Raw genomic sequence first — 13,007 nt, forward strand, 5'->3', positions numbered from 1 at the left:
ACTTGTCATTTCGAACATCCCGATTTTTATCGGGAGTGAGAAATCTCTTTAACCTAGGCGGAAACATCACTAGGTTGGGATGATTTTACGGGCATGAACGGCTCCAAAACCTTCAATGCCTTGTCCACACTCGTAACCCTATCAAAAACCAACAACAATCGAAGTCCGTTTCGGGTTTGTTTTTCCTTGAGCTTTACAAGTTGGGGATGGGTCTGTGCGTATTGCAGTATTTGGGTAAACACGGCACTTTGATAAAAACTGGATTGCTGATCGGCGATAAAGTAACCGATAAACTTGCCCTTTTTCATGATTACCTTTTCCAAGCCAATGTGGGTGGCAATCCATTTAATGCGGACGGAGTTCATCAAATCAACTACGGGTTCGGGCAATTCGCCAAAACGGTCCACCAGCTGGGCCTCAAACTTTTGAAGCCCTTCCTCGTCCTCCACATCGTTCAATTGGGTGTAGAGGTTTAAACGTTCGGTGATGTTGTTGATATAATCATCGGGGAAGAGCAATTCAAAATCCGTGTCCAACTGCATCTCTTTTACATATACTTTTTCCTTGTCGCCCTCTACTTCATCATACAGTTCCTTGAACTCGTTTTCCTTGAGTTCCTCAATGGCTTCGGACAATATTTTTTGATAGGTCTCAAACCCAATTTCGTTGATAAACCCACTTTGTTCACCTCCCAACAAATCACCTGCACCACGAATCTCCAAGTCTTTCATCGCAATGTTGAAACCGCTGCCCAGCTCTGTAAATTGTTCCAGGGCCTCAATGCGTTTTCGGGCTTCCGTGGTCATTACTTCGTAAGGTGGGGTAATGAAATAGCAGAAAGCCTTTTTGTTGCTTCGCCCAACACGCCCACGCATTTGGTGGAGGTCGCTCAAACCAAAATTGTTGGCATTGTGGATAAAAATGGTATTGGCATTGGTCACATCCAACCCGCTTTCTATGATGGTGGTGGAGACCAAAACATCAAACTCCCCGTTCATAAAGGAAAGCATAAGGTTTTCGAGTTTTTTGCCTTCCATTTGTCCGTGTCCTATCCCAATTTTGGCATCTGGCACCAAACGTTGGAGCATTCCGGCCACCTCCTTGATGTTCTCAATGCGATTATGGATAAAGAACACCTGCCCGCCGCGTTGGATTTCGTAGGACACGGCATCACGGATAATTTCTTCGTTCAATCGAATCACATGGCTTTCGATGGGGTAGCGGTTCGGTGGCGGCGTATTGATGACGGATAGGTCGCGAGCGGCCATCAAACTAAACTGTAAGGTTCTTGGGATAGGAGTTGCCGTTAAGGTAAGCACATCCACATTTTCCTTTATGGAACGTAGTTTTTCCTTGACTGAAACACCAAACTTCTGTTCCTCATCCACGATGAGCAAGCCCAAATCCTTGAATTTTACATTTTTGTTGACCAGCTGGTGCGTGCCAATGATGATGTCTACCTTTCCATTTTCCAAATTTTCAAGGGTTTCCCTTTTCTCTTTGGCCGTTCTAAAGCGGTTGAGGTAATCCACTGTTACGGGCATTTCCTTCAATCGTTCCGAAAAAGTACGATGATGTTGGAAAGCCAAAATGGTAGTAGGGACCAAAATAGCCACCTGTTTGCCATTGTCCACAGCCTTGAATGCCGCACGGATGGCCACCTCGGTTTTTCCGAAACCAACATCCCCACAAATAAGTCGGTCCATGGGGCGTTCACTTTCCATATCCTTCTTAACATCTTGGGTGCTTTTTTCCTGGTCGGGAGTGTCCTCGTACAAGAAAGATGCTTCCAACTCGTGTTGCAGATAGCTGTCGGGAGCGTATTTAAACCCTTTTTCGAGTCTTCGCTTGGCATAAACTTTAATAAGGTCAAAAGCAATTTTTTTGACCCTTGCCTTGGTCTTTTGTTTGAGTTTTTTCCAAGCAGCGGAACCGAGCTTGAATATTTTTGGTGGGGCACCGTCCTTGCCGTTGTATTTGGATATTTTATGAAGCGAATGGATGCTCACGTACAAAATGTCGCGGTCGCCATAGATCAGTTTGATGGCTTCCTGTTTTTTGCCTTCCACATCAATCTTTTGTAACCCCCCGAACTTACCGATACCATGATCAATGTGGGTAACATAATCCCCAATTTCCAGTTTGTTGAGTTCCTTGAGCGTGATGGCCTGTTTTTTGGCGTAGCCATTTTTTAGATGGAACTTATGATAGCGTTCAAATATTTGATGGTCGGTATAGCATACCAATTTAAGGTCGTCATCCACAAACCCTTTATACAAAGGAAAAATGATGGTCTGGTAGTGAACCGTTTCGTCCACTTCTTCAAAAATATCGTGGAAGCGCTTGGCCTGTTGTTCGGTGGAACAGAAAATGTAATTACTGTAACCCGCATCCCGATTATCATTGAGGTTTTCAATGAGGAGGTCGAACTTTTTGTTGAATGCTGGCTGGGGTTTGGTGTTGAATTGGACAACTGAAGCTGTCATCCCTAGCGCAGTCGAAGGGCTCGAAGTGATAGAAGAAGGACCAATATCGAAACATAAATAATCCTTCAACTGAGCTTTCAGCAAAGCTGAATCCAAAAAAAGCTCCTTCGGTTCTGCATGTTTGATTTCTTGGCTCAACTTGGCAAAACGCTCCTCTGCCTTTTCAAAAAAGGAATCGATACGGTCGTAGATCAAAGAAGGGTTCTTTGCAAAGACCACCGTTTTGGGTGAAATATATTTCAGGAAGCTTTCCCGTACTTCTTCTGTGAACTTGTTTTCCACATTGGGAATAATGGCGATTTTCTTCACCTTGTCCGTGGAAAGTTGCGTTTCCACATCAAAAGTTCGGATACTGTCCACTTCATCGCCAAAAAATTCGATTCGGTAAGGTTCATCATGCGAAAAGGAAAATACATCCACAATACCCCCACGAACGGAAAATTCCCCGGGTTCGGTCACAAAATCCACCCGTTTAAATTGGTATTCAAAAAGCACCTCGTTCAAAAAGTCCAACGAAATCTCATCGCCCAATTTTATTTTTTGGGTGTTCTTGTCAAGCTCCTTTCGGGTAACCACTTTTTCAAAAAGGGCATCGGGGTAGGTGACGATCACCGCAGGTTTTCTTCTGGAGTTGATACGGTTCAAAACCTCGGCGCGTAACAGCACATTGGCATTGTCGGTTTCCTCAATTTGATAAGGTCTGCGGTAACTTCCTGGGTAAAAAAGCACATCTTTTTCACCAATTAGTTGTTCCAAATCATTTAAATGATAAGCTGCTTCCTCTTTGTCGTTCAAAATCAACAGAAATGGTGATTCAGCCGACTTAAAAGCTTCGGAAACTACAAAGGAAAGTGAAGAACCGACAAGTCCCTTTATATTGGTTTTTTGGTTGGCAAAGGACTTATCGACTGCGCTCGAAGTGACAGTTTGGGCAATAATCTCCCTCAGTTTCCCAAGTGGGGGAGACTGTTCAAAAAGTTGTGAAATCGGGGTTTTGGTCAATCCAAAAAACTTTGCGGCAAAGATAAACCGCGAAACCTTTTACTAAAAATGTTTTTTTAGATTTCTCAATCGACGCGTTGCATCTCATTTCGAAATGACCGAGTCGTCATCATACTGAATCCCTGCCTGCCGACCGGTACGGCGTTTCGGCATCTTAATTGTCTTGCTCTTTCTCCTTTTTATTGATAATCCTCTAAATTATCAATACATAGTTACATCCTCTTACAAACATAGGATGACAATTGAACCACGGATGTCATTTCGAGCGCAGTCGAAGGAACAGTCGAGAAACCTCAACTTGGATTCCGTGTCAAGCAAGGAGTCTAGACCTTAATAATACTGTCCTCAACAATGGCATATACCTCGTCACCTTTCTTGGGATTGAGTGCGTGCGTTCCAGTGAATTGACCAAAAGCAGGTAAGATCATTTGGTTGTCGGACTTAAAAAAACAAGGCAGTTTTATGCGATCCCGTCCAAATCCTTTAAGTTTTATAGCAGGGTGAATGTGCCCGCAAAAGGTAAAATGGTCTTTTCGTTCTTCGGGATGATGGGTCAACAAGAAAGCGTCCATGACCAGTTCTGGAAATATCAAGACCTTCAGTTTTTTGAATTTTTCTGGCGCAATGATGTCATGGTTCCCCGTCACAAGCAGAATTTCAGCAGGGGTTTTGGCTACCCAATTCTCGAAGAACTCCCACTCTTTATTTAATGATGAGTGGAACAGATCTCCCAAAAAACAGATTTGAAAGGGCTGAAAATCGGCAACGATTTTATCCAAGAGCAAGAAGTTCTTGTGGATGGCCTTTCTGGGCACGGCAGCCCCAAACTTTCTAAAATGCGATACTTTGCCCAAATGCACATCACTGATAAGCAAGAGTGATTTTTCTATCCAAAACAATCCACCCAAAGGGTGAAGTTGGAATTCTTGATTTTGTATTTGAATGTTTTGTGTCATTTGAGTCTGGAACAACAAATTTAAAGCAATTGTCATTTCGAACCGAGCGGAGCGCGTGTGAGAAACCTCTTTAGGCTTTTGAAATCGAATGGCACTAATTTTCACAAATAGTTCCGTTATCATTTCGAGTTCTATCCAGAGCGTAATTGAAAGAGCAGTCGAGAAATCCCAGTTAGGATTTTAGATTTCCCAATCAATGCATTGCATCTCATTTCGAAATGACCGTGTTGTCTTTATACAGAACATTGCCGGCTGGAGCACGGAATGGCAAATACTTGGACGATTTTTGGCTATTTGGTCAATTTATCCACCATTCTTTTAATACGGTCTGCTAATTTTTCGTTGGACAGTTTTTCCCTGAGTCTGTCCGTAATTATCGGGAAAGATAGGGGCGTAGGTTGGGAGCATTGTTTCCAAACTATCTCTTGTTGGGCAATGCGTTCCAAGGCCAATCGTAAACGCCCTTCTTCCAGCTGGTGTTCAAAGGTTTCGGTGTAGGCCTGTTGGTAGAGCAGATTATCGTCCTCAAAATCACGGAAAACACCAAAGAGCAGTTCCGAACTGCTTTGTAGGTGTTTCATTTTGACTCCTTTTTCGGGATATCCCGAAAAAACCATTCCACTGATTACGGCGATATCACGAAATTTTCTGCGTGCCATTTCGTTGGAATTCAAACTTTTTTGAAGGTCGGACAACATGTATTCGGGGGTGAACAAATTGTTGTCCAAAACTTCCCGAATGTTGATTTCCCTATCCGATAGCAATTCAAAACCGTAGTCGTTAAAGGCCAGTGAACAAGTGATCGGTGCAAGTAGGCTGATCCGGTAGGCCAAAAGACTGCTCATTCCCTCGTGGATCGCCCTGCCTTCAAACGGGTAAAACATGTGGTGGTAACCATCACGGGTCTTGAAGGTTTCGATTAAAAACTGATGCGGTCGTGGCACTATGCTTTCTTCCCGCTGCTTGTTGAACATCGGTTGCAATGCTCGAATTTCTTCCGATTGTTCGGAGAATTTCAGTTCAGCGGTGTACAGTTCTTGGCGTAACAGCTCCGACATTTTTGCGGAAAAACTCAATCTTCCACCCATCCAACTGGGTACTTTATTGGTTCTTTTTTTTGAGTTTCGCACATGCGCTGCCATTCCTTTTATTCTGATGAATTCCAGATTCCGACCCGCAAAGGTGAATACATCGCCAGGACTCAGTTTGGAGATGAAATATTCTTCAATGCTGCCGATATATCCTCCTTTTTGATAGCGAACGGAGATGGTGGCGTCGCCCACAATGGTTCCAATTTGAAATCGGTGCCGCATGGCAACCGCCCTGCTGTTTACTTTGAATCTTCCATCTTCCTCGATTTCCACCTTTTTGTATTCGTCGTAACTTTTAAGGCTCTGGCTGCCCATCACCAAGAAATTGAGGATCCATTGCCATTGTTCATCGGTGATGGCTTGGTAGCAAAATGTTTGTTTGATCTCAGGATAAACCCCTTCTGGATAAAACCCATCGGAGACAGCAAGTGTAGTCAAATATTGAATGAGGACATCAAAACTGTTGAGGTAGGGTATTCGGTCTTCCACTGCGCTGTTCCTTACTGCTTTTTGCATGGCCGATGCCTCTACCAGTTCAATGGCATGGGTGGGCAAAAAATAAATAACGCTTTCCTTGCCGGGTTGGTGACCACTTCGCCCTGCCCGTTGCAAAAAACGGGCCACGCCCTTTGGCCCACCAATCTGCACCACCGTCTCAACGGGAGCAAAATCAACCCCAAGGTCAAGGCTCGATGTGCAGACCACAGCTTTAAGGCTTTCGTTGCGAATGGCCTGCTCCACCCAAAGCCTGGTCTCTTTGTTTATGCTGCCGTGGTGCATGGCCATTTCCCCGGCAAACCCAGGATATTTCCCCAGTATTTTTTGAAACCAGATTTCGCATTGGCTTCGGGTGTTGGTAAAGAGCAAAGTGGTTGTACTATTGTTGATAATGGGCACTACCTGATCCAAAAGATGCAGTCCCAAATGCCCGCGCCATGGAAAAGTTTCCATCTTTTCTGGAATAATACTTTTTACCGTAATTTTTTTGTTCAGCTTGGCCTTGATCAAGACCGAATTGGCAAGTTCTGGAGATGTAGGTCCCAGCAATACTTCGCGTGCTTGTTCGAGATTCCCAATGGTGGCCGATATGCCCCAAATTCGCAATTGTTTGCAGACCGTTTTTAATCGGGACAGCCCCAACTCCATTTGAACACCGCGCTTGGTGCCCAAAAGTTCGTGCCACTCGTCCACCACAATGGCAGAACAGTTTTTGAAGGTTTTACCGTATTCTTTGGATGATAACAACAACTGCAAACTCTCTGGCGTAGTAATCAATAGGTCGGGCATATTGGTACGCATTTTTGCCCGTTCTTTGGCTGAGGTGTCTCCGGTGCGAATCCCTACGGTCATTTGGGTTTCCAAATCCTTGGTAATTCGTTCTGCGGATTGTTTTATTTCTTGCGAAAGTGCGCGTAATGGGGTTATCCATATGGCTTTTAGTCCTTTTTTGTGCTTGGTCTTGTAATCAGGATTATTTTTGATGTAGTTGAGCACGATCGGAAACCAAAGCGCATAGGTTTTTCCACTGCCCGTAGGTGCGTTCAACAAACCATGTTTGCCCTTCAAAAAAGCATTCCAGGTCTCTTTTTGAAACGGGAAGGGTTTCCAATTTTGTTCTTGGAACCAGTTTTCAGCTATATGGAACAATTCTGATTCTTGCAGAGCCGTGGTACTTGAGATTGAAAAATACAAATTTCTTTGCTGGGTTTGTACCCACTTATTTGCGATAAGATTTATATTTGTGCCACAAAATATAAGGTATGCCAATTTTAGATCTTTACGAGCACGGAGACCATAGGAGAAACATGGCCCATTTTGCCACATTGGCAAGTTTGGCAGCTGCCGATGGGGACATTAACCCAAAGGAAATGGCCATTTTGGAAAAGTTTGCCTTTAAACTCAACATTAGTGAAGATGAGTTTAAGGAGGTGATGAAAAAGGAGAATAAGTACCCGATTGAAACTCCGCACAGTGGCGAGAAAAGATTTAAAAGGCTGTTTGATTTCTTCCAGATTATTTTCTCGGATCACGATATTGATGATGAAGAGCGCAGAATTGTGGAAAAGTATGCCGTTGGACTTGGTTTTTCTCCAAGAACAGCAGCTCAGATCATTGATAAATCCATCAAAATTTTCAGGGGGGAAATCCCCTTCGAGGATTACCATGAATTGGTAAAAAGGGAAAATTAGGCCTTGGCCATAAACTCTTCTGCTTTTTCCACCATTTTTTTACTACCACAAAAAAAAGGAACCCTTTCGTGAAGTTCAGTGGGCTGTATATCCATAATGCGCTGAAAGCCATCACTGGCCTTACCATTGGCCTGTTCGGCCAAAAATGCCATGGGGTTGCACTCGTACAATAAACGGAGCTTACCGTTTTGGGACTTACTGCTTCTCGGATACATATATATACCGCCTTTTATCATGTTGCGGTGAAAGTCCGAAACAAGCGACCCGATATATCTCGAAGTATAGGGCCTATCTCCCTCTTCCATTTGGCAATATTTAATGTAATCCTTTACCCCTTGCGGAAAATGGATGTAATTACCTTCATTTACGGAATAAATTTTACCCGTTTCGGGGAATTGCATATCGGGATGGGACAAGTAAAAAGTCCCCAGAGCAGGATTTAAAGTAAAGCCATTAACGCCATCACCTGTGGTATAGACCAACATGGTGGATGTTCCATAAATAATGTACCCCGCGGCAATCTGATGTTTTCCCGGCTGCAAAAAATCCTCCAGGGTAACCGGTGTGCCAACGGGCGTTACCCTTCTGTAAATGGAAAAAATGGTTCCCACCGATACATTTACATCAATGTTGGATGAACCATCCAAAGGATCGATAAGGACAACGTATTTGTTCTGGTGTTGCTTGTCAAAACTATTGATGCTGATAAAATCGTCTTCTTCCTCCGAGGCGATTCCGCAAACAATTTCCCTGTTCTTTAGCGTTTGAATAAACTTTTCGTTGGCGAGAACATCCAGTTTTTGCTGATTCTCCCCTTGAATATTGGTTTCTCCCGCTGCTCCAATAATATCGACCAAACCTGCTTTGTTCACCTCGTGGTTCACTACTTTTGCCGCCAAACGGATACCGTTCAGCAATCTTGACAATTCTCCAGAAGTATATTGAAATGAGTTTTGGTTGGCGATGATAAATTCACCGAGGGTGCGGTGTTGCTTCTCAAACATGGAAAGGCTGTTTTATTTAAGGACAAATATCGGGCATTTTGTGAAACTACAACGTTTTCGTAAGACTTTAATTATGTAATTTTATAACTTTGAGTTTTATTTGTAACAATTATGGAATATACAATCAGAGACGCTCGACCAGAGGATATGGGACAGGTGCTTAACTTGGTTCAGGAATTGGCCGATTTTGAAAAGGAACCGAATGCAGTAGAGATAACCGAGAAAGATTTGGTTTCGCATGGTTTTGGTGACCAAAAAATGTTCCATTGTTTTGTTGCCGATACCCAAGATGGCATTGCGGGAATAGCCTTGGTGTACCCAAGATATTCCACATGGAAAGGTCCCGCGATTCACTTAGAGGATTTGATAGTGTCCAAAAAAATGCGTGGAAGTGGACTGGGAACGGCTTTGCTGGATGAGGTGGTCAAGTATGGGGCCAGTTTGGGCGTAAAGCGCATTTGTTGGGAGGTGTTGGATTGGAATGAACCTGCCATCGAATTTTATGAAAAGAAAGGGGCTAATGTACTGCGCGATTGGGACGTGGTGCAATTGGACGAAGAAGGAATCAAAAATTATATAGAAAGCCTTAACTAGGCCGACTAAATTCTAGAATATAAAATACATGAGGGTATTTAAGTTTGGGGGAGCATCCGTTAAAGATGCAGATGCGATTAAAAATGTGGTCAACGTTTTACGGGAAGTAGGTTACAGCGACACCTTGGTGGTGATTTCCGCAATGGGTAAAATCACAAATGCCATGGAAAAGGTGGTGGAATCCTATTTTAACGATAAAGACACCGTTCAAGAATCCTTGCAACAAGTAGTGGAATATCACAACAACATATTGTTGGATCTATTCCAAAACCCCAACCATCCGGTTTATGATAAAGTAAAGGTGCTTTTTGAGGAGGTAAGAGGCTTTTTGGCATGGAACAAATCACCCAAATATGCATTTGTTTATGATCAGGTGGTTTGTTATGGCGAATTGTTATCCACTACAATAGTCAGCGCATATTTGAACGAGATAGGTATTTCAAATACCTGGGTGGATGTCCGTACCCTTATCAAAACTGATAGCAGTAACAGGGATGCCCAAGTAAATTGGGAGCGCACACAACAAGAAGTGGTTTCCAAAGTGGATATATCAAAACTGAACATTACCCAAGGTTTCTTGGGTAGCGACGATAACAACTTTACCACCACTTTGGGCAGGGAAGGTTCCGATTATTCCGCGGCAATTTTGGCCTATTGCCTCAACGCCGAATCGGTAACCATTTGGAAGGATGTGCCAGGAGTTTTGAATGCAGACCCCAGAAATTTTGAAAATGCGCAATTGCTGGACCAGATTTCTTACCGGGAAGCCATTGAACTTGCGTTTTATGGAGCTTCTGTAATTCACCCCAAAACCTTGCAACCCCTACAACGCAAGGAAATACCGCTAAAGGTAAAATCTTTTGTGAATCCTAAGGACAAAGGAACGACAGTAGGTAAAGGCAATGGCATAGAACCAAAGGTACCTTGCTTTATCGTGAAGAAGAATCAAGTGTTACTAAAGCTTTCATCCTTGGATTTTTCCTTTATTGTGGAGGACAATATCAGTGAAATCTTCAAGCTGTTCCACGACCATCGGCTCAAAGTTGACCTAATCCAAAATTCCGCCATTAGCTTTTCCGTATGTTTGGACAATAAATTCCGGGGATTACCCCCTTTGTTGGAAGAACTCAAACGAAAATTCAAAGTAGTTTGCCACGAGGATGTATCGCTTTATACCATTCGCCATTTTAACGATGATTCGGTCAAATCCCTTCAAAATGGAAAGTCCGTGTTGGTAGAGCAAAGAGGCAAGGAAACAGTTCAATTGGTTGTAAAATAAAAGCTTAGGCTTAATATTTAGGTAAAAAGTGCTCTAGGGTTTATTTTCTATCTTTACACGTACCTAAATACTTTTTCTATGGGCTTGGTTTCTGCTAAAGAGGTCGCGAAAGTCATCCATCTTGACAAATATGGCTTTTTGGGAACATTTGTAGGATGGCTTTTAATGGTAGCCACTAGAATTAGCACCATCAATAGATTTTACGACAAAAACAAAGAGCTTTCTGGTCCAGAATTCCTCGATGCTATTTTGAACCACTACGAAATCGATTTTGAAATTCCGGAGGAGGATATAAAACGATTGCCCAAGTCAGGGCCATACATCACCATTAGCAATCATCCCTTGGGAGGAATCGACGGGGTGTTGTTGCTCAAATTACTATTGAAGGAGCGACCCGATTATAAAATAATCGCAAATTTTTTGTTGCACCGCATAGAACCGTTGAAGCCTTACATAATGCCTGTGAATCCTTTTGAAAACCATAAGGATGCGAAAAGTAGTATTGTTGGTTTCAAAAATGCGCTCCAACATTTACGTGATGGACATCCGCTTGGCATTTTCCCGGCGGGAGAGGTGTCTACGTACCGTGACGGAAAATTGGTGGTGGACCGACCGTGGGAAGAAGCTGCCATAAAACTGATCAGAAAGGCCGAAGTGCCCGTGGTACCTATATATTTCCACGCTCGCAACAGTCGATTGTTTTACCGACTCTCCAAGATAGATGATGTATTCCGAACGGCGAGGCTGCCCTCCGAGCTTACCTCACAGAGCCGAAGGCCCATTAAGGTGCGTATCGGTCAGCCCATATCCGTAAATACCCAGAATGAGGAACAGACTTTGGAGGATTTTGCTGAACTTCTTCGGAAAAAGACCTATTTATTGGCCAATGCTTTTGAAAAGGAACGTTTTATAGACAAGGTTCCCACTTCTCTTAAAATCCCGAAACCACCCCAGAAAATAGCCACGGCGATAGGCGCAGAGGTGTTGGAAGGTGAGATTGATAAATTAAGGGAGAAAGATTGCCGCATGTTGCAAAGCAAGAACTATGAAGTGTTTTTGGCCCAGGCCAAGGATATGCCCTTTTGTTTGAACGAGATTGGACGACAGCGCGAAGTAACTTTCCGGGAAGTGGGAGAGGGTACCAACAATGCCATTGATTTGGACAAGTTTGATTCCTATTACCATCATTTATTCTTATGGGACAACGATAAAAAGACCATAGTTGGTGCCTACCGTATGGGCTTGGGGTCGGAAATCTTCAAAAAGTACGGTATTGATGGTTTTTACCTTCAAGATCTTTTCCGATTTGAACCCGAATTATACGGAATGATGGAAAAATCCATCGAAATGGGCAGAGCTTATATTGTAAAAGAGTATCAGCAAAAACCGATGCCCTTGTTCTTGCTCTGGAAAGGAATTGTGCATACGACCTTGAGGCATCCGGAACATCGATATTTGATCGGAGGAGTAAGTATCAGTAACCAGTTCTCCAATTTTTCAAAATCGTTGATGATCGAGTTTATGAAATCGAACTATTGGGATCCTTATGTAGCACAATATATCCGACCCAAAAAAGAGTTCAAGGTAAAACTAAAAGATGCCGATAAGGAGTTTGTGTTTGATGAGACACAGGCCGACCTGAACAAGTTCGACAAACTGATCAGCGAAGTGGAGCCAGGCAGTTTACGATTGCCTGTTCTGATTAAAAAATACATTAAGCAAAATGCCAAAGTGGTGGCATTTAATGTGGACCCATTGTTCAATAATTCGGTGGATGGGTTAATGTATATTCGTATTGCAGACCTTCCAGAAAGTACCGTAAAGCCTGTTATGGAAGAATTTCAGGCCGAGTTGGAGCGTAAAGTGGCCGAGGGCAATGGAACTATGGAAGAAGATTAATCCATTCCAACTTTGTTGCTACGTCTTTCAAACAATAAATTATCCTTCCAAACCCCGTGGATTTTGCCCACACGTTCACGTTTTCCAATATAGCGGAAGCCTACTTTCCCGTGTAGTTTAATACTGGCAATATTTTCTGGAAATACGCCTGATTGAATGGTCCAAAAACCAGCTTTTTCACTTTCTTCGATCAAATGTTGCATTAGTAGTCTGCCAACGCCCATACCACGACTTTTATCGGCAATGTAAACGCTGACTTCCCCAACGCCACCATAGACACATCGGCTGGAAACTGGAGAAAGTGCAGCCCATCCCATAATTTCCCCATCTTTTTCAGCAATCAAACGGCACTCTTTTGTATGTGCTTTGTCCCAATGCTCATAAGTGGGGGGCTCGGTTTCAAAAGTGGCAAGGCCCGTGGCGATTCCTTCGGAATAAATTGTTGAGACATCTTCCCAATCCGATGCCTTCATTGTTCTGATAATCATAGCTGATTTATTGATTGCA

9 protein-coding genes are annotated in these 13,007 nt (G+C 43.2%); 4 read left to right on the forward strand and 5 right to left on the reverse strand.

The window, feature by feature from the left end:
* Window positions 1-53: 53 nt before the first annotated feature.
* The 3 genes from mfd to VM932_RS02010 all read right to left on the reverse strand — a co-directional run bounded on the left by mfd (window position 54) and on the right by VM932_RS02010 (window position 7,197).
* A complete protein-coding gene (gene mfd, locus VM932_RS02000; RefSeq protein WP_326276904.1) occupies window positions 54-3,488 on the reverse strand; it encodes a transcription-repair coupling factor in 3,435 nt (1,144 codons plus the stop codon).
* A 323-nt stretch (window positions 3,489-3,811) separates the two neighbouring features.
* Window positions 3,812-4,444: a ligase-associated DNA damage response endonuclease PdeM gene (pdeM, locus tag VM932_RS02005; RefSeq protein WP_326276905.1), complete on the reverse strand. Its 633-nt coding sequence runs from the start codon at window positions 4,442-4,444 to the stop codon at window positions 3,812-3,814.
* Window positions 4,445-4,734: 290 nt separating this feature from the next.
* Entirely contained in the window at window positions 4,735-7,197 is a 2,463-nt protein-coding gene (locus tag VM932_RS02010; protein ID WP_326277125.1) for a ligase-associated DNA damage response DEXH box helicase, read from the reverse strand.
* A gap of 98 nt (window positions 7,198-7,295) precedes the next feature.
* Here VM932_RS02010 and VM932_RS02015 point away from each other — a divergent pair, with 98 nt between their 5' ends.
* Window positions 7,296-7,724 carry a tellurite resistance TerB family protein gene (locus VM932_RS02015; RefSeq protein ID WP_326276906.1) on the forward strand — a complete coding sequence of 143 codons (429 nt, stop codon included), beginning with the start codon at window positions 7,296-7,298 and terminating at the stop codon, window positions 7,722-7,724.
* Here VM932_RS02015 and fbp read toward each other — a convergent pair.
* On the reverse strand, window positions 7,721-8,728 hold the full coding sequence (fbp, locus tag VM932_RS02020; RefSeq protein ID WP_326276907.1) for a class 1 fructose-bisphosphatase: 1,008 nt from the start codon (window positions 8,726-8,728) through the stop codon (window positions 7,721-7,723). The two genes, VM932_RS02015 and fbp, sit on opposite strands and share 4 nt — an antisense overlap.
* Window positions 8,729-8,839: 111 nt before the next feature.
* On the opposite strand from fbp, the gene VM932_RS02025 reads away from it, so the two are divergent.
* The 3 genes from VM932_RS02025 (at window position 8,840) to VM932_RS02035 (ending at window position 12,500) form a co-directional block, all read left to right on the forward strand.
* On the forward strand, window positions 8,840-9,322 hold the full coding sequence (locus VM932_RS02025; RefSeq protein ID WP_326276908.1) for a GNAT family N-acetyltransferase: 483 nt from the start codon (window positions 8,840-8,842) through the stop codon (window positions 9,320-9,322).
* A 28-nt stretch (window positions 9,323-9,350) separates the two neighbouring features.
* Entirely contained in the window at window positions 9,351-10,601 is a 1,251-nt protein-coding gene (locus VM932_RS02030; protein ID WP_326276909.1) for an aspartate kinase, read from the forward strand.
* 78 nt (window positions 10,602-10,679) lie between these two features.
* Window positions 10,680-12,500, forward strand: a complete 1,821-nt coding sequence (locus VM932_RS02035) for a lysophospholipid acyltransferase family protein (protein WP_326276910.1) — start codon at window positions 10,680-10,682, stop codon at window positions 12,498-12,500.
* Here VM932_RS02035 and VM932_RS02040 read toward each other — a convergent pair.
* Complete coding sequence (locus VM932_RS02040; protein ID WP_326276911.1) at window positions 12,497-12,988, reverse strand: GNAT family N-acetyltransferase; 492 nt, start codon at window positions 12,986-12,988, stop codon at window positions 12,497-12,499. The genes VM932_RS02035 and VM932_RS02040 overlap by 4 nt on opposite strands.
* Window positions 12,989-13,007 lie beyond the last annotated feature (19 nt).

This window comes from Flagellimonas halotolerans, assembly GCF_035818535.1.
Classification (GTDB): Bacteria; Bacteroidota; Bacteroidia; order Flavobacteriales; family Flavobacteriaceae; genus Flagellimonas; species Flagellimonas halotolerans.

Coding starts and splice junctions, on each gene's coding strand:
- VM932_RS02030 (WP_326276909.1), top strand. CDS start 9,351: ATGAGGGTATTTAAGTTTGGGGGAGCATCCGTTAAAGATGCAGATGCG.
- fbp (WP_326276907.1), bottom strand. CDS start 8,728: ATGTTTGAGAAGCAACACCGCACCCTCGGTGAATTTATCATCGCCAAC.
- pdeM (WP_326276905.1), bottom strand. CDS start 4,444: ATGACACAAAACATTCAAATACAAAATCAAGAATTCCAACTTCACCCT.
- VM932_RS02035 (WP_326276910.1), top strand. CDS start 10,680: ATGGGCTTGGTTTCTGCTAAAGAGGTCGCGAAAGTCATCCATCTTGAC.
- VM932_RS02025 (WP_326276908.1), top strand. CDS start 8,840: ATGGAATATACAATCAGAGACGCTCGACCAGAGGATATGGGACAGGTG.
- VM932_RS02015 (WP_326276906.1), top strand. CDS start 7,296: ATGCCAATTTTAGATCTTTACGAGCACGGAGACCATAGGAGAAACATG.
- VM932_RS02040 (WP_326276911.1), bottom strand. CDS start 12,988: ATGATTATCAGAACAATGAAGGCATCGGATTGGGAAGATGTCTCAACA.